Genomic DNA, 17129 nt, shown 5'->3' with positions numbered 1-17129 from the left:
CCGTCAGCGCTGCTGCGGGACCGTGGCGTCGACCGCCACCCATTCGGACCGGACCAGTACGTACGCAGCCATCACCGCATGCCTTTCCACAGCTCCCCCGTTACGCCGCGCGACGAGTCGACGCGGTAAGGGGACGCTGTGATCAGCAGCGTACGACCCGCAACCGCACCCGCCTCGCTGGCCAGCCAACCCCGCTCCGGTATCGGGACGGAGGGGCCGCGCAGGTGGCCCCGAGCAGCATATTCACCTGCGTGCCATCAAAGAAGCACAGGACGGATACATGGCATACAAGCGATAGTCGCATAAGAATGATTTGCGCCGATCCGCCCGACTAATCCTGGCCGTTCAGCGGGTACGCCGACACCGGGACGGCCGACTGAACGTGCCGTCATGCTTCTCCCCGCGCGGACACGTAGCCGGTATGGCGGTCCGCGGCGGCGATCCGTCACCTGGCAGAGTGGCGGAGTGACCGAGACCGAGCCCGCCGCGACCCGGGTGCTGCACCCGCCGGCCGGCTACCGGCTCGCCGCGTCGGTCCGGTCGCTCACCTTCAGCCCGTACGACCCGTGCGCGCGCATCGCCGCCGGCACCTTCTGGTGGGCAACCCGCACTCCGGACGGGCCGGCAACGCTGGCCCTGCGGCCGGCCGGCGGCGAACTGGTCGCCGAGGGCTACGGGCCGGGCACCGGGCACGTGCTGGCCCGGGCCGACTCGATCGCCGGGCTCCGCGACGACCTCACCGGCTTCGCCGAGCTGGCCGCGGCGCACCCGCTGGTCGCCCGGTTGGCCCGGGAGCACCGCGGCCTGCGGATGCCGGCCACCGGGCAGCTCTTCCCCCGCCTGCTGCGCGCGGTCTTCGAGCAGAAGGTCACCGGCAAGGAGGCGTACCGGGCGTACGCGGCGACCGTGCGGCACTTCCGCGAGCCGGCGCCCGGTCCACTGCAACCGCTGCTGCTGCCACCCGAGGCCGCCGCGGTGGCCGCCACCCCGTACTGGGTGTTCCACCCGTTCGGGGTGGAGCAGCGCCGGGCCGACACGCTGCGCCGGGTCGCCGCGGTCGCCGACCGGTTGGAGCGCTGCGCCGACGCGACCGAGGCCACCCGCCGGCTGACCGCCGTCGCGGGTATCGGCCCGTGGACCGCCGCCGAGGTGATCCGCACCGCCTACGGCGACCCGGACGCGGTCAGCGTCGGCGACTACCACATACCGAACACGGTGGCCTGGGCGCTCGCCGGCGAGGCACGGGGCGACGACGCCCGGATGCTGGCGCTGCTGGAGCCTTTCCGGGGCCACCGGGGCCGGGTCTGTCTGCTGCTGGAGGCCGCCGGCATCCGGGCACCGAAGTACGGCCCCCGCGCGCCGATCCGCTCGTTCGCCCGGTTCTGACCGGCGGCGCTCAGCGGCCGGCGCAGAGCCGGCGCAGGGTGCGGCCGAGCCACCAGGCGTACCCGTGCTGCACCGCCCGGACGGCTGGGCCGGCGGCGAGCGTGAACCAGCGGTCCGGGCGGCTGAACGCGCGTACCTCGAACCAGACCGCGCCGGTGTCGTCGCGGCCGACCACGAACGCCTCCTCACCGCGCTCCGGGTGCCCCGCCAGGGTGCCGTAGCCGAAGCCGGCGAGCCGGGGCGAGTCCTCGCTCCAGATCACCCGGCAGGGTCCCCAGATGCGGGCCGGACCGATGCCCAGACCGGCGCTCACCACGACTCCCTCGGTGGCCCGCGGGGCGTCGGTGCGCATCCGCACCCCGGCTTCGCGGTGCAGCCGCCAGCTCAGCACGGCCTCGGCCGCCGCCTCGAAACAGCCGGCCGGTAGCGCGAACCGGTGGCGCAGGTGGTGGTATCCGCCGGGCAGCGGCCCGTGCCGCGTGCGTCCCACCTCCGGGTACGTCAGCTCGGCCACCACTCCCCCTCGTCCTCGTCTCGGACAGGGGCCAGGGTACGGCCGGCGCGGGCGGGCCGCCGGTCGAGGACGGCGGCGGCTGTGGTGTGCTGCCCGGATGAGCGTCGAGGCGAGCATCGTCCCGGCCGGTGTCGCGGACGCCGGCGAGATCCTCACCGTGCAGCGCGCCGCGTACCTGACCGAGGCGCAGCACTACACCGACCCGTTCCTGCCGCCGTTGACCGAGACACTGGACGAGATCGCCGCGGTGCTGGCCGGTCCCATCACCGTCCTCGCCGCCCGGGTGGGGCAGCGGCTGGTCGGCTCGGTGCGGGCCCACCTGGACGGCGACACCGCGCACGTCGGGCGGCTCTCGGTCGCCCCGGACCAGCAGGGCCAGGGTGTCGGCGGACGGCTGCTCACCGCGATCGAGGCGGCCTGCGCCGGCCGGGTGGCCCGGTTCACCCTGTTCACCGGCGCGGACAGCGCCCGCAACCTGCGGCTGTACCAGCGGCACGGCTATCGGATCGTGGCGCACCGGCCGGACCCGAACGGCATCCGGCTGGCGGTGCTGGAGAAGCCGGCGGTCAGCCCTGTTCGCACCGACGCCTGAGCCCGTCGGCCTCCAGCCGCAGATAGCGGCGCAGCAGTCCGCCGTACAGCCAGCCGACCGGCATGGCGAGCGGCCCGGACTGGGTGATGGCCAGCTCGACCCGGGTGGGCCTGCCGGGCAGCGGCAGCAGTCGGTGCTCCGCGCGGGTGCGCACCCCGGGCGTGTCGGAGATCCAGGTGAAGGCATGGTCCTCGGTCAGCTCGGTTACCCGCCAGACCGCCGGCCGCAGCTTCGGCTGGTCCAACCGGACGGTCGCGCCGACGGTGAGCGGCCCCGGCTCCCCCCGCTGGGCCTGGCGTACCGAAGCCGTCCACTCGGGCCACCGCTGCACGTCGACCAGGACCGCCCAGACCCGCTGGGGGTCGGCGGCGATCTCCGTGCCGGCTTCAAACCGCATCGCGTCTCCTCCCCGGCGACGCCGCCCGGCGCCGCCGCGCTATGGAGACGAGGCTGCCCGTGGATCGTGACGGTGGCAACCGCCGGCCGGCCCGTGGGGGCGGCGCCGCCGGGAGTCAGGCGGCTTCGTGCAGGTCGGCCAGGCTCAGCGGGGTACGCCGGCGCAACAGTTCCTCCAGCTCGGGCACCGAGCCGACCTCGCCGAGCACGTTCCGGCCGCCGCCGAACCGCTCGGGGTAGCGCCGGGTCAGCCGGTACCGGTAGCGGCCCCGGATCAGCTCCACGCTCACCCGCCACCGCCCGCAGCAGTCACAGACCCACTCGGACATCCCGTGAAACTAGCTCTGACCTGCGGTTATCTGATTCGCCCGGACAGGACGAGCGGCGCGGGGGCGGACACGCCACCCCGCCGCCCACGGTGATCTGCCTCACGACTGTCGGCACCGTCTGATTGACTGGTCGCCGTGGACCTGCCGATCAACCCCCCGGTCGAGCCGATGCTGGCCAAGAGCGTCCCCAAGCTGCCCACCGCGCCCGGGGTGACGTACGAGCCCAAGTGGGACGGGTTCCGGTGCATCGTGTTCCGTGACGGCGACGAGGTGGAGCTGTCCAGCCGGGGCGGCAAGTCGATGACCCGCTACTTCCCGGAGGTGGTCGAGCAGGCCCTCCGGCAGTTGCCCGAGCGGTGCGCGGTCGACGGGGAGCTGATCGTGATCCGGCGGGACGGCCCGGACGGCCAGCCCCGGCTGGATTTCGAGCTGCTGGCCCAGCGCATCCACCCGGCCGCGTCCCGGGTGAAGCTGCTGGCCGAGACCACCCCGGCCGACTTCGTCGCGTTCGACCTGCTGGCCATCGGCGACGAGGCGCTGCTCGACCAGCCCTATCCGCGCCGCCGGGAGCGGCTGGTCGAGGCGCTGGCCGGGGTCCGTCCGCCGGTGCACGTCACCCAGGTCACCACCGATCCGGAGACCGCGCGCCGCTGGTTCGACGTCTTCGAGGGCGCCGGGCTGGACGGGTTGATCGTCAAGCCGGCCGACCTTCCGTACGAGCCGGGCAAGCGGCTGATGGCCAAGGTCAAGCACGCCCGCACCGCGGACGCGGTGGTGGCCGGCTTCCGCTGGCACAAGTCCGGTCCGGTGGTCGGCTCGCTGCTGCTCGGCCTCTATGACGACGCGGGGGTGCTGCACCACGTGGGGGTGAGCGCGTCGTTCAGCATGGCTCGGCGGGCCGAGCTTCTCGACGAGCTGGCGCCCTACCGGGACACCGGCGGCGAGCACCCGTGGGTGCACGGCGACCACGAGCGCGGCCAGCGCATCCCGGGCGGGGTGAGCCGGTGGACCGGCACGAAGAACCTGGAGTGGGAGCCGCTGCGCCCGGAGCTGGTGGTCGAGGTGGGCTACGACGCGATGGAGGGCGACCGGTTCCGGCACACCGCACAGTTCGTCCGGTGGCGACCGGACCGCGACCCCCGCTCCTGCCGCTACGACCAGCTCGACCGCCCGATCCGCTTCGACGTGGACCAGGTGCTGCGCGGCGATCCGGCGGCCACCGTGGACCGGGCCGCCACCGGCCCGGCGTAGCCTGGCCGTCGACCCGATCCCGGAGGACCACGTGACCCGCACCGCCGACCAGCCTCGGATGGCGACCAGTCGCCGGGTCCGTCGTCGTCTCGCCGCCTTCGCCGTGACCGCGCTGCTCACCGCCGGCTGCACCCTGCCGGCCTTCGCGCCGCGTACCGAAGTGGAGGGCGAGGCGGCGCCGGCCGGCGGGACGCCGACCTGGCGGGCCTGCCCGGAGGTCGCCGACGAGTTGGTCGGGCGGGGCGCCCCGAACATGCGCTACGAGTGCGCCCGGATTGCGGTGCCGCGCGACTGGGGCACCGGCGGCGGGGCGACCGCCGGGCCGGGCGCGGGGCAGACCTTCGAGATCGCTCTGCTGCGGGCCCGGTCCACGAAGCAGCGGGCCCGGGTCGGCTCGCTGGTAATCAACCCGGGCGGCCCCGGTGGCTCCGGCGTCGACACCGCCGTCTACCTCTCCTTCGGCACCCAGTTCGGCGGGTTGCCCACCACGATCACCGAGCGCTTCGACATCGTCGGCTTCGACCCGCGCGGGGTGAGCCGGTCCAGCCCGGTCAAGTGCATCTCCGACGCCAACCTGGACGCCAGCTTCGGCTACGACCCCGATCCGACCAGCCAGTCCGCGTTCGACGGCTTCGTGGGGCTCAGCCAGCGGATCGGGCGCGGCTGCGGCGACCGGTACGGCGACCAGTTGCCGCTCTACGGCAGCGAGCAGGCCGCCCGGGACATGGACGCGGTCCGCGCCGCCGTGGGCGACGAGAAGCTCACCTACCTGGGCTACTCCTACGGCACGCTGCTCGGCGCCATCTACGCCCAGCTCTACCCGCAGCGGGTGCGGGCGCTGGTCCTGGACGGCGCGGTCGACCCGCGGCAGCGGCTGGTGGCCGGGTCGGAGAGCCAGGCCCGCGGCTTCGAGCGGGCCTTCGGCAACTTCGCCCGCTGGTGCTCCGCCAACGCCGCCCGCTGCCCGATCGCCCCGGACGCGCGCGCCGCCGTCACCACGGCGATCGACAAGGCCCGCGTCTCGCCGGTGCGCGGCGACGACGGGCGGGAGGCCACCGCCGGCTGGGTCTTCTACGCGGTCATCTCCTCGCTCTACACCGAGTCCGGCTGGCAGGAGCTGGCCCGGGCGATCGACCGGCTGGCCGAGGGCGACCCGAAGGACGTGTTCCGGCTCGCCGACGCGTACGCCGGCCGGGGCGACGACGGGCACTACTCGAACCTGTTCGACGCCAACCTCGCCATCAACTGCGCGGACGAGACGGAAAAGCCGAGCCGGGAGCAGATCCGCCAGTTGCAGTCGCAGTGGCGCACGAAGTATCCGCTGTTCGGGCCGGCGCTCGCGGTCGGCATGCTGAGCTGCGTCGAGTGGCCGGGCGGGAGGGACGCGTACCCGACCGGCCAGGCGGCCGGCGCGCCGCCGATCGTGGTGGTCGGCACCACCGGCGACCCGGCGACGCCCTATGAGCAGACCGGTCGGCTCGCCTCGATGCTCGGCGTCGGCCGGGTGCTCACCTGGGAGGGTGAGGGGCACACCGCCTACCCGCAGACCTCCTGCATCACCGCCGCGGTCGACGCCTACCTGATCGACCTGACCGTTCCCAGGGAGGGGCTGCGCTGCCCGGCCCGGTGACCGTCCCGGTCCGCGGCAGCGGCGGCAGCTCGATGCCCTGCCGGGCGGCCAACTCCTCCAGCAGCGCCCGCATCCGGCGTACGTCGGCCTTGAGCTGCTCCTGCTCCTCGTGCTCGAAGGCGTCGTCGTCGACGATGAGCCGGCTGGCGAAGTGCGCGGTGATCAGCGGGATGACCAGCAGGACCATGGTCGAGATGAGCAGCGCGGCGAGCGTGCGGCCCGCCCAACTGGTCGGCGAGATGTCGCCGTACCCGACGGTGGACGCGGTCACCACCGCCCACCAGACGGCGTCGGCGGGGCTGCGCTGCTCGACCTCGCCATAGATCACCCCGGCCACCACGATCATCAGCAGGTACGACGTGATCAGGGTGCGCGGCGAGTTCGCGAACCACACCAACGCCCGGTAGATCCAGCGGAACGGCAGCAGCAGGGCTTCCATGCCGCCCATGCTGCCCCGCACCGGCAAGCGGCACCGACCCATCCGCCGATGTCGTTGTGCCAGGCTCACCGGCATGACCGATGTGATCTACCGCGAGGCCATCCGGGCCGACCTGCCCGCCGTCATCACCCTGCTCGCCGACGACGTCCTGGGCAAGGCCCGCGACTTCACCGAGGTCGACGAGGCGTACGAGCGGGCGTTCGCGGACATCAGCGCCGACCCCCGTAACCAGCTGATCGTCGCCGAGCAGGGCGGCGAGCTGGTCGGGTGCCTTCAGATCACCTACATCCCGGGGCTCGGCCGGCACGGAGCCGAGCGCTCCCTGATCGAGTCGGTCCGGGTCCGCTCCGACCGACGCGGCCAGGGCCTGGGCCGCGATCTGATGACCTGGGCCGTCGACCAGGCCCGGCAGCGCGGCTGTGCCCTGGTGCAGCTCACCACAGACAAGAGCCGCCAGGACGCGCACCGCTTCTACCTGGGCCTTGGCTTCGTGTCCAGCCACGAGGGCATGAAGCTCGCGCTCTGAGGTCCCGACGGTGGTGTCCCGCGCGACGTCAGCCCTCACCCCACGAGGCCACCACCGCCCGGATCACGCCTGGACCAGCTGACCGTCGCGCAGGTTGAGCACCCGGTCGGCGAGGTCGATCAGGGCCGGGTCGTGCGTGGCCACCAGGGCCGTCATGCCACGGGCGTGCACCACCGCGCGAAGCAGGTCCATGATCGACCGACCGGTCTCCGAGTCGAGCTGACCGGTCGGCTCGTCGGCGATCAGCAGGTCCGGCTCGTTGGCCAGCGCGCGGGCCACCGCCACCCGCTGCTGCTGCCCGCCGGAGAGTTCGTACGGTCGCTGCGCCGCGTGCCCGCCCAGGCCCACCAGCTCCAGCAGCACCGCGACCCGCTGCTCCCGCTCGGCCGCCGGCACCTGGGCCAGCCGCAGCGGCACGCCCACGTTCTCGGCGGCGGAGAGGATCGGCACCAGCCCGAAGGTCTGGAACACGAAACCGACGGTGCCCCGGCGCAGCTGCAACAGCTCCGCCTCACCCGCCGCGGTCACCTCGTGCCCGGCCACCACCACCTGACCGCTGTCGGGCCGGTCCAGCCCGCCGATGAGGTTCAGCAGCGTGGTCTTGCCGGCGCCGGAGCGGCCCCGGATGGCGACCAGCTCGCCACGGTGGGCGCTGAACGAGACGTCCCGCACCGCGTGCACGGCGTGCTCGCCCCGGCCGAAGGTCCGGCTCACGCCGCTGACCCGGACCACCTCGCCGGGCGCGGACCCGGTCCGCCCGTCGGCCCCGGCCGCACCACCGGGCCAGGCCGCTCCCGCCACCACCATGTTCCGACGGCTCACGCCCGTGCCTCCTGCCCACCCGTGGCCCGGTCACCGGGCCGTACCTGCACATGGTCCGGCTCCAGGTCGAGCCGAACCCGCTCCCGCAGCGCCAACGCGTCGACGAAGGCGGCCGGCAGCTGCATCCGGCCGTTCCGGTCCAGCACCGCGTACTCCTCGCTGACCAGCTCGGTGCTGCCGTCCGCGCCGACGCGCGCGGTCCGGCGTACCTCTGAGGCGGTCCGGCCGTCGCGGATCGCGACGGTCCGGCGGACCTGCGTGGCCACGGCGTGGTCGTGGGTGACCACCACGATGGTCACGCCCAGCTCGGCGTTGATGGTGCGCAGCGCCCCGAAGACCTCGGCGCCGGTCGCCTCGTCCAGCTCGCCGGTCGGCTCGTCGGCGAAGAGCACCTCCGGGTCGTTGGCCACCGCCACCGCCACCGCGCACCGTTGCTGCTCGCCGCCGCTGAGCTGCCCCGGTCGCCGGTCCGCGCAGTAGCCCACCCCGACCATGTCGAGAAGCTCCCGGGCTCGTTGCCGCCGGGCCCGCCCGGAGCGCTTGCCCGCGAGCTGCATCGGCAGCTCGACATTCTCCAGCGCGGTCAGGTACGGCAGCAGGTTGCGGCCGGTCTGCTGCCAGACGAACCCGACCAGCTCCCGCCGGTAGCTGAGCCGCCGCTTGGCCGACAGCGCGAGCAGGTCGTAGTCGGCCACCCGGGCGATACCGGCGGTCGGGGTGTCCAGGCCGGACAGGATGTTGAGCAGCGTCGACTTGCCCGAGCCGGAGGCACCGACGATCGCCACCAGCTCACCCCGGTCGATGACCAGGTCGAGCCCCTGCAGGGCGACCACCTCCACCCCCTCGGTCTTGAAGATGCGCACCAGGCCGTCGCAGACGATGTGCCCACGGAGCCGGTCCTGGCCGCCGGCCCGCTCAGCGGCGCGTTGCGCGGCCCGCTGTTGCAGGGCGGCCAGGTCGGGCACCAGTGGAGTCTGGGCGGTAGCGGTCATCTCAGCTCTCCTCTCCGAGCCGAAGCACCTCACCGAGGCGCAACCGGCGGTTGTTCAGGGCTTCGACGGCGACCGCGAAGCCGAGGGCGACCGCCCCGAGCACGAGCACCGCGGCGACCAGGCTGGGTTCGAAGGCCACCCGGACCGGCATACCACTGGTGAACGCGGACAGGCCGAGCACCGGGTTGAGCAGCAGGGGCAGCACCGCGCCGACCAGCGCGCCGGTCAGCACCGACACCGCGACCAGCGGGGTCAACTCGACCAGCAGCAGCCCCCGCCACTGCCGGCGGGACAGGCCGAGGGTACGCAGCCGGGACAGCACCTGGCCCCGGGCTCGCGCACCGGCCAGCACGGTGAACGCGATGGCCAGCAACCCGAGGACGGTGCCGCCGACGGCGCCGGCCACGAACCCGAAGGCCAGTACGCCGTTCGCGCCACCGTTACCGAGATCCCGCCGGACGCCCGCCCGGGTGTCGACGGTGACCCCGATCGGCCGGTCCTTGCCGGTCACCGCCCCGGTGCGCTGGTACCGCTCCTGTCCCTGGTCACCGGCCTGGCGCAGCGCCTCCGGGTCCAACCGGTCGCCGGCGACCAGCAGGCTGGTCGGGACGGGCGTGGTGTTCCGCGCAGGCAGCGCCTGCCAGGGCAGGATGACGAACCGGCCGCTGTTCGACGACAGCAGCGGGAAACTCTCCTCGGTGCCGGCCACCCGGAACTCGTACCGCTCGCCCTGCACCAAGATGAACGCGGAGTGGTCCAGCTTGGCCTTGGCCAGGTCGGCCGCGACCGCCGGGGAGACGATCGCCGGCAGCGGCCCCGGTCCGGGCCGAGCGGTGCGCAGCGCGGCCGGGACCGACAGGTCCACATCGGATTCTCGGGCCACCGTGTCCAGTCCCAAGCCGTCGACCAGCAGCACGGTCGTCTGCGCGACCCGCGCGTCGGTGCCGAGTTCGTCCACCGCAAGTCGCTCATCGGACTCGAACAGCACCCGCGTGACGGCTCGCACCCCCGGCAGACGGCCCAGCTCGTCGACGGTGTCGGGTGCGAAGCGCTCCCCGCGGATCACCGCGTCGGCGGGCACCACCTGCTCGGCGGCCCGTTCCCGGCTCGCGCCGACGCCGGCGGCGACCACGGCGCAGAACGCCGCGGTGCCGATCGCCAGCACCACGACGACCAGCGGGGCGGCGACGGCCGACCGGCCGGCCCGCGCCGTGCCGAGGAAGGCCACGCTGCCCCGGGTCCGCGCGGCCAGCCGGCTGACCAGCAGCAACGGCCAGGGGTACGCCCGCAGCGCGAGCACCGCCGCCGCGACCGCGAGCAGCACCGGCACCGACACCAGCAGCGGGTCCACCTCGCCGAGGGTGAGGCCGCGCCGGCGCAGCAGCACCGCGGCGAGCCCGGCGAGCAGCAGCAGGGAGACCTCGACGGTGAGCCGGCGGGCCGACGGGCGTACCCGGATCAGGTCACGACGGGCCGCCCCACCGGCCGGTACCGCCAGTGTCGCCAGCGGCAGCGCCAGGGTGACCAGGACGGTCGCCGCGGCGGCGTACGGCGCGGTCGGGTCCGGAACGCCGGGGAACAGGGTGCCCAGCCACCAGCCCACCGCGGCGGCTATCGGCACCACCAGCAGTGACTCGGCCAGGCTGCGGCGGGCACCGGCGGTGGCGGCGCCACCGCGGGCCCGCAGCAGAACGAACTCCGAGCGACGCCGCCGGGTGGCGAGGGTGGCCGCGAGCACGATCAGCCCGGCCAGGGTGGCCAGCACGCCGGCCGCGATCACCGCGAGCAGGGTACGGGCGGCGTTGACCTGGGCGGCGAACGCGCGCAGCGGAACATCGACACCCTGGGTCAACGTGAGGCTCGACGGTTTGCTGCGCTGCGTCTCCTGCAGGCCGTCGATCAGCTCATCCACGTGGCGCGCGTCGATCCGGTCGACGCCCAGCCGGTACCGCCAGTCGGACCGCACCGACCAACCGGCCGCAGCCCGCTTGTTGAGGGCCGACTCGGCGATCACACCCACGACGATCAACGGCTGGCCGTCCCCGATCGGTTCGATGATTCGCTGTATCGGTGGCAGCCCGTCCCAGATGCCGTTCGCAGGGTCGACGGGGCGGAACAGCCCGACCACCACCACCGGGGCCGCGTCGGTGAGACCGGTTTGGGTGGCGTTACCGATGCGCAGTTGGCTGCCGGTCCGCAGGTTGAGCTTGCGGGCCACGTCGACGTGGAGCGCCACCTCGATCGGCCGACCGGGGACGTACGTCTCGTTCGGCCACGCCCCCTCGACGAGGGTGCCGGCCTGCTGGATGCCGGGGACGGAACGCAGACTCAGGTCGACCAGCAGTTTGCGGGCTGCCAGGTCGGGGCCGACCAGTCGGGCCGGCGCGACGTCCACGCTGAACCACTGCTCCTCCACCGCCGAGCGCACCGGCGGCGGCATCTGCTCGGCCAAGGCCTCGGACCGTCCACGGGCGTCGGCCATGACCGACTCCACCGGAGAGGCGGTCAGGAACTCGGAGGTGTACGAGAGGTCCCGGCGGGCGGCCGGCTCGCTGTTCAGCTGGGCGCGCAGCCCCTGTTCGGCGAGCCGGTTGACCAGCCGGGGCACCCCGCTGATGAGCAGCGTGACCACCAGGGTCAGCACCGCCAGGAGCAGGAACTGCCCACCGTACGCCCGGACCCGCCGGACGGCCGCGCCGACGCTCATCGTTCTCCCCCGATTCGCAGCTGCACCGCCGCCACCCGCTGTCGGATGCCGGTGGCTATGAACGCGCTGAAGGCGAGCGCCGCCAGCAGTAGACCGACCGCGGTCACGCCGATCGGCACCCAGGGCAGCGCGAACGTCGCCGGGGGAACCGGCCGGCCGGCGGCCGGGGTGAGGATGACCAGCGGGGCCATGGTGGGCCCGACCGCGGCGCCGAGCAGCAGCCCGACCCCCACGCCGATGCCGGCGAGGAAGGTCTGTTCGGCCAGCAGCGCCCGGGCCAGCAGCCGAGGCGTGGCGCCGAGGGTGTGCAGCACCGCGAACTCGCTCAGCCGGCGCCGCGCGGTGGCCCACACGTCCACCATGAGGCCGACCAGGGCGAGGAGCACCGCGCCGAGCGCCGCGGCGAGCATCCCGGTCCGGGACCCGCGCCAGTACGGGTCGTCGGCGGCCGACTCGATGACCGCCTCCCGGTTGAGCACGGTGACGCCCGGCAGCTCGCTGGCCGCTCGGGCGGCGGCCGTCGGGTCGTCGGCGCCGACCCACCACTCCGGTACGGGTCGCACCGCGCCGCCCCGAATCAGCGTGTCGACCGCCGCGGGCAGGTCGAGCAGCACCCCCTCCCCGGTGGTGGCCGGCACGGCGGTCAGCTCACCGACCAGGCGGACCCGGAGCGTCGCCCCGGAGAGCGTCAGGTCGACGGTGTCGCCGACGCTCAGGCTCAGTGCGTCGCGTACCCCGGGGGTCATCAGCACCGGCACGGGCGTGCTGTCGTCGGCCGGCACGACGGCGAACCGGGTGGGTGGCTGGTACGCGAACTCCCCGCCCGGAATCACTTCCACCGCGTTGACCGCCGCGAACCCGGTGGCAGTGGTCACCACCGGCGAGGACTTCTTGCCGGGGACCGTCATCACCCAGTCACCCGTCAGCCCGGCGGGCCGGGTCGTGCCGTCAGCGGCGACCACCGTCAACCCGTCCACCTGGAGCCCGTAGGAGTTGCCGGCCGCCCGCCCGCCGTCGGCTTCGAACCCTGCCAGCCGCAGCCGTGCCCCGCCCACGTCGGGCAGTCGCACGGTGAACCGGGTGGCCGGGCCAGCACTGTCGGAGTCGGCTACCGGCAGCCGCAGGGCGAGCCCGTTGGAGCTGGTGACCAGCAGCGTCACCGCGACCCGGAGCGGCTGTTCGGCCCTGCTCACCGGGGTGCGGACCGTGCCGGTGATCGCGCGGGCGTCGGCGGGCAACTCGATGCCCGCGGGCTCCCCCCGCGCCCCGACCATCCGCTTGTACTGGTCCGACACCGGTTCGTCGCTCAGCCGGTCGGCGAGTCGGACGACGCCGGGGGCGCTGGCCGGGTCGACGCCGATCACGGTGGCCGGCAGGTCCTCCCGGCCGACCCGCGTCTCGTCCCGCCACGCCGGCAACACCCGGTCCACGCCCGGCAGCGCGGCGAGTTGACCGGCGCGGCTCGGCGGGGCTGACCCGGTCCGTTCGGTCACCCGCAGGTCGGCGCCGACCGTGTGACTGGCCTGCTCAACCTGGGACCGCTCCCCCGTGCTGATCAGGGACCAGGCCAGGGTGCTGCCGCCGACGGCGAGGGCGAGGAGCAGCACCGGGCCGGCGTGTGGACGCCGACCGGCCTGCCACATGCCGAACATGGTGGCCGTCCAGGGCCGTCGGTCGACGAACCGCTCGGCGAACCGCGTGAGCGGCGGGAGCACCCGCAACGCCAGCACGGCGCCGGCCAGCACGCCGAGCGTGGGGGCGGCGATCAACAGCGGGTCGAGCCCGAGCCGGCCACCCGAGCCGGCCAGCGGGGAGGCGTACCGGCGCAGCTGCACCCAGGCGAGCACGGCGAGCGCAACCAGCACCAGGTCGACGCTGGCCCGCTGGACGCTCGCGGCCCGGTTCGGCCGCGACCGGGCGGCCATGTCCGCCACGTACGTGCCGGCGCTGCGCAGCGCCGGAAGAACCATGGCGACCAGGCAGCCGGCCGCGGCGGCCGCGGCGGCCGCCCAGACCAGGGTGGTGTTACCGCCGGCGGTGGAGAGTTCCGCCGACCCGCCGGGCCGGATGTACCGCAGCGCCTCACCGGCGATCAGCGGGCCGAGCACGGCGGCCGGGGCGACCACCAGGGTCGCCTCGCGGGCGGCCAGGCCGGCCAACTGCCGGCGAGCGGCGCCACGGGCGCGCAGCAGCGCGGTCTGGGAGCGGCGATCCTCGTGCAGCAGGGCCGCGACCAGCACCAGCGCGTACCCGCCGAGCACCAGGATGAGCAACAGCGGGGTGGCGAGCGATGAGCGGCCCACCAGGTCGGCGCGGGCGATCCGGTCCAGCAGCAGTTCCATCTTGGTCACCGCCTGCCCGGAGCTGCCCAGTTGAGCGGCCTCGGGCACCGCCGTGGTGGCCTCGGTGAGGGCTTTCCGCATGGCCGGCAGGTCGGCGGCGTCGACGCCGCCGAGGTCCGGTTCGGCCAGCCAGGACGCCGACACCGAGCCCGGGAAGGTGGCCGCGAAGTCAGCCGGGTCGAGCGCGAACGGCCCGTACGAGGTGGTGGATCCGACGCCGCCCTCCCCCACTCCGGGGGCCAGCAGCCAGTACGCGTCTGTCGGGTCGCGGGGCCGCCAGGTGCCGGCGACCACGAGTTCGCCGCGCTGTTCGGTCGACCGGTCGCGCACCGGGACGCGTTCGCCGACACTCAGGCCCAGCTGGCCGGCGACCCGCTCGGGGAGGCTCACCTGGATCGGGTTCGCCCCGGGCCGGGGCCACGCCCCGCTGGTCAGCTCCGCGTGCCCGGCCAGGTCGTCGAACGTGGCCACATTCGCGAAGATGGGCTCGTCGTCGGTGCGGGGCACGGGTCCGAGGTCGCCGGTCAACTCCCGGCCGGTGCCGTACCGGGCCGCGGCGACGGTGACCGGGACGCCGGCGAACCCGCCGTCGAATCCGGCCCGCACGGCCTCGTCCCGGGCGGCGAACTCGGCGGCGTCGCGCCCACCGGAGCCGCTGACCAGCAGGCCGCGCTCCTCGGCCGGCGAGGCTGCCACCAGCGCCCGCTGCCCGGCGTCCACCGCGCGGCGGTTGTAGTCGGAAAGGCCGGTGACCAACACGACGGCGACCAGGGCGGCGATCACCGCGGCAACCAGCAGACCGCGCGCCTCGCGGGCCCGCCTCCACACCAACTTCATCCGACGCCTCCCCTGGCCCTGGCGGGCCGACGACCATCAAGACAGGCCATCTACCGGGAAAGGTTCGCGCCCGTTACTTGATCGTTACTCGGGAGCGTCTGGTGGGCTCGGCCCGCACGCCAGGACGGCTAGCTGCCGCCCCGAACGTTCCGTATTCCGAACGCAACCGCGCCGATCACCAGCACGACGCCCAGGAACTGGAGGCCCGGCGAGTCGTCGGCCTCGCCGTGCACGATGGCGGCGACGCCGAGCGCGGTCGCGAGAATGGCCGCGACGGTCAGGACGTACCTCATGAGGTCTCCTCTTCAACCCACTCGAGCAGGTCGCCGGGCTGGCATTCGAGCACCCGACACATCGCTTCCAGCGTGCTGAAGCGGACGGCCTTGGCACGGCCGTTCTTCAGCACCGCCACGTTGGCTGGCGTGAGCCCGACACGTTCGGCGAACTCACCGACGCTCATCTTGCGCTTGGCCAACTCGACGTCGATGCGGACGACGATGGGCATCAGATCACCGCTTCCATGTCGGTCCGCAGCGTGGTTGCCTGCCGCAGCAGCGCACGCATCACCACCATCAGGAGCCCCAGCACGGTGACGCCCACCGTCAGGAGGAACAGCAGGAGTGGCACTCCCGGGTCATCCGCGTTGAACCCGACGTAGAGAAAGACACCCACGAGCACCACCCACGCGGCGGCGATGGCCCACACGATCGCGTCCACCCACTTCAGGGACGCCTCGGTGAAGATGCGGTCGTCCTTGACCAGGCTGAGCAACTTCCACGTCGAGACGATGACCACCTGGACGCACAGCACCCAGAACACCGCCACGGCAGTCGCCGGCCACCGAAGGTAGGCGTCGTCCGGCGACTCCTGGGCCATGTGCGCGAACTGCCCCGGCAGCGAGAAGGTCTGGAACAGGACCAGGACCCCGAACAGCACCACGAGAAAGACCCGGAGAGCGGCAACCGCTCGATGTTCTGTCACCATGCATCGAGCTTCGCTCGCTATCTATCGAAAGTCAATCGGTATGTTGTTTCCTGTACTGAGTGAGCCGGCAGGTCTGCCGCGAGCAACGCCTGATATTGACCCTGGCGGTATCGGCTCCTCACGTGCGCCGGTGGTATTGGTTGCGACGCGGAAGCTGCTCGGGATCCAGCCAGGCCGGCGGCACGAACTCCGGGTCGCCGTCGCCAGCGAGTTGGACCGCCCAGTCGGTCTGGTGGACGTGTCAGTGGTGGTGGCCGCAGAGCAGCACCGCATTGTCGAGGCTGGTCGGACCGCCGTCGGCCCAGTGGTCGATGTGATGGGCGGCGCACCAGCGGGGTGGTCGGTCGCAGCCCGGGAAGGCACAGCCGCCGTCCCGCAGCACCAGTGCCCGCCGCAGCGGGCCGGTGACGAGGCGACGTTGTCGGCCCACGTCGAGAACCTGGCCGGCACCGCCGAGCACCGCGGGCAGGATGGCGGCATCGCAGGCGAGCCGGCGCACCGTGTCGGGGGTGAGCTGCAGGCCGATGTCGAGGGCGCCGGCGTGCAACTGCCGCGTCAGTCCGTCGTAGCTGGTGGTGACGACAACCTGGGCGCTCTCGCCGCCGTGCTCCGGCAGCCCACCGGTGCGCAGCGCGAGCCGACACACGTCGGCGAGAGCGTCATGGCGGCGCTGCCCGGCGGAGCGGGTGTCGTCGGGCCCGGAGGGTGCGCTGAGCGGGTCGATGACGGCGCGCAGCAGCGCGGCGCCCTCCGCGTCGAGGGTGCCGGTGAGCCGTAGCCGCTCGCCGGCCTGCTCGGAGATGGTGACGTGCCGGTCGCGCGCAGCCCGGGCGGCCTCGGCGGCGAGGGCCGCCGCGGCGCCGTCGTCGGCGAGGTCGTCGGCGAGGTCGGGAGCGACATGGTCGAGAATCCGGGCACCCATCCGGCGCAGCAGCGACGGGTCGAACTGCTCGGCCCACTCGACCAGCAGGCCAACGGCCTTGTCGGCCACCTCGGCGCCCGCCGAGGCCGACACCACGGCGGCCGTGCCGGCGATGACCCGGGCCTGCTCCACAGTGACCGCCCCGCTCGCCAGAGCGTCGCGCACGCCGGACGGAGCCGCCTCGACTGAGGCGGCGAGGCCGACCAGCCGACGGGCGGCGGAGACGTCGAGTCGCAGGCGGTGGCGCAGCCACACCGCCGACGAGGACGCGCCCTGCGCGACCAAGGTGCCCCGACCGTGCAACTGCCGAACAACCGCCAACTGCGCTGCCGCCAGCCGCTGCTGAAGCCGGTGCGTGGCATCGAGCGCCGCGATCAGATCGTGCTCGGAGAGCGCCCAGACGGCGGCGTCGACGCAGGCCGCCACCGCAATCTCCGCCCGCGCCAACTCATCGATCACA

17 protein-coding genes are annotated in these 17129 nt (G+C 73.7%); 5 read left to right on the top strand and 12 right to left on the bottom strand.

Annotation, left to right across the window (positions count from 1 at the left end):
- The first annotated feature begins 465 nt into the window (after window positions 1-465).
- Window positions 466-1386, top strand: a complete 921-nt coding sequence (locus ACWD5O_RS21305; RefSeq protein WP_450086288.1) for a DNA-3-methyladenine glycosylase family protein — start codon at window positions 466-468, stop codon at window positions 1384-1386.
- 10 nt (window positions 1387-1396) lie between these two features.
- Here the strand turns inward: ACWD5O_RS21305 and ACWD5O_RS21300 are convergent, their stop codons facing one another.
- Entirely contained in the window at window positions 1397-1900 is a 504-nt protein-coding gene (locus ACWD5O_RS21300; RefSeq protein ID WP_354963075.1) for a DUF1990 family protein, read from the bottom strand.
- Window positions 1901-1997: 97 nt separating this feature from the next.
- Here ACWD5O_RS21300 and ACWD5O_RS21295 point away from each other — a divergent pair, with 97 nt between their 5' ends.
- On the top strand, window positions 1998-2492 hold the full coding sequence (locus ACWD5O_RS21295; RefSeq protein ID WP_450086287.1) for a GNAT family N-acetyltransferase: 495 nt from the start codon (window positions 1998-2000) through the stop codon (window positions 2490-2492).
- Here the strand turns inward: ACWD5O_RS21295 and ACWD5O_RS21290 are convergent.
- Window positions 2467-2889 (bottom strand): SRPBCC family protein, encoded by a 423-nt coding sequence (locus ACWD5O_RS21290; protein WP_354963077.1) that lies wholly within the window; start codon window positions 2887-2889, stop codon window positions 2467-2469. The two genes, ACWD5O_RS21295 and ACWD5O_RS21290, sit on opposite strands and share 26 nt — an antisense overlap.
- Window positions 2890-3004: 115 nt before the next feature.
- Window positions 3005-3217: a hypothetical protein gene (locus ACWD5O_RS21285; RefSeq protein ID WP_151490326.1), complete on the bottom strand. Its 213-nt coding sequence runs from the start codon at window positions 3215-3217 to the stop codon at window positions 3005-3007.
- A gap of 135 nt (window positions 3218-3352) precedes the next feature.
- On the opposite strand from ACWD5O_RS21285, the gene ACWD5O_RS21280 reads away from it, so the two are divergent.
- Together ACWD5O_RS21280 and ACWD5O_RS21275 are read left to right on the top strand one after the other, a co-directional pair.
- A complete protein-coding gene (locus ACWD5O_RS21280; protein WP_450086286.1) occupies window positions 3353-4468 on the top strand; it encodes an ATP-dependent DNA ligase in 1116 nt (371 codons plus the stop codon).
- Window positions 4469-4526: 58 nt separating this feature from the next.
- Entirely contained in the window at window positions 4527-6098 is a 1572-nt protein-coding gene (locus tag ACWD5O_RS21275) for an alpha/beta hydrolase (RefSeq protein ID WP_450086324.1), read from the top strand.
- Here the strand turns inward: ACWD5O_RS21275 and ACWD5O_RS21270 are convergent.
- Complete coding sequence (locus ACWD5O_RS21270) at window positions 6025-6537, bottom strand: potassium channel family protein (RefSeq protein WP_354963079.1); 513 nt, start codon at window positions 6535-6537, stop codon at window positions 6025-6027. The two genes, ACWD5O_RS21275 and ACWD5O_RS21270, sit on opposite strands and share 74 nt — an antisense overlap.
- Window positions 6538-6610: 73 nt before the next feature.
- Between ACWD5O_RS21270 and ACWD5O_RS21265 the strand changes: the two genes are divergently transcribed.
- Window positions 6611-7063, top strand: a complete 453-nt coding sequence (locus ACWD5O_RS21265; RefSeq protein ID WP_354963080.1) for a GNAT family N-acetyltransferase — start codon at window positions 6611-6613, stop codon at window positions 7061-7063.
- A 63-nt stretch (window positions 7064-7126) separates the two neighbouring features.
- Here the strand turns inward: ACWD5O_RS21265 and ACWD5O_RS21260 are convergent, their stop codons facing one another.
- The 8 genes from ACWD5O_RS21260 to ACWD5O_RS21225 form a co-directional block, all read right to left on the bottom strand.
- Window positions 7127-7885 (bottom strand): ABC transporter ATP-binding protein, encoded by a 759-nt coding sequence (locus ACWD5O_RS21260; protein ID WP_354963081.1) that lies wholly within the window; start codon window positions 7883-7885, stop codon window positions 7127-7129.
- On the bottom strand, window positions 7882-8877 hold the full coding sequence (locus ACWD5O_RS21255) for an ABC transporter ATP-binding protein (RefSeq protein WP_354963082.1): 996 nt from the start codon (window positions 8875-8877) through the stop codon (window positions 7882-7884). Before ACWD5O_RS21255 ends, ACWD5O_RS21260 begins: the two co-directional genes overlap by 4 nt.
- Window position 8878: 1 nt before the next feature.
- Entirely contained in the window at window positions 8879-11584 is a 2706-nt protein-coding gene (locus tag ACWD5O_RS21250) for an FtsX-like permease family protein (protein ID WP_449935233.1), read from the bottom strand.
- Window positions 11581-14763, bottom strand: coding sequence for an FtsX-like permease family protein (locus tag ACWD5O_RS21245; RefSeq protein ID WP_450086285.1), 3183 nt, complete (start codon window positions 14761-14763; stop codon window positions 11581-11583). Before ACWD5O_RS21245 ends, ACWD5O_RS21250 begins: the two co-directional genes overlap by 4 nt.
- Window positions 14764-14891: 128 nt before the next feature.
- Window positions 14892-15056, bottom strand: coding sequence for a hypothetical protein (locus ACWD5O_RS21240; protein ID WP_354963085.1), 165 nt, complete (start codon window positions 15054-15056; stop codon window positions 14892-14894).
- Complete coding sequence (locus ACWD5O_RS21235; RefSeq protein ID WP_238648963.1) at window positions 15053-15268, bottom strand: helix-turn-helix domain-containing protein; 216 nt, start codon at window positions 15266-15268, stop codon at window positions 15053-15055. Before ACWD5O_RS21235 ends, ACWD5O_RS21240 begins: the two co-directional genes overlap by 4 nt.
- Complete coding sequence (locus ACWD5O_RS21230; protein ID WP_354963086.1) at window positions 15268-15747, bottom strand: DUF2975 domain-containing protein; 480 nt, start codon at window positions 15745-15747, stop codon at window positions 15268-15270. The genes ACWD5O_RS21235 and ACWD5O_RS21230 overlap by 1 nt, the downstream gene beginning before the upstream one ends.
- A gap of 241 nt (window positions 15748-15988) precedes the next feature.
- Window positions 15989-17128 carry an HNH endonuclease signature motif containing protein gene (locus ACWD5O_RS21225; protein WP_387325276.1) on the bottom strand — a complete coding sequence of 380 codons (1140 nt, stop codon included), beginning with the start codon at window positions 17126-17128 and terminating at the stop codon, window positions 15989-15991.
- Window position 17129 lies beyond the last annotated feature (1 nt).

Source organism: Micromonospora sp. NPDC005161, assembly GCF_053599855.1.
The sequence above is the reverse complement of the archived record's forward strand: the minus strand, read 5'-3'. Positions and strand labels throughout refer to the sequence as shown.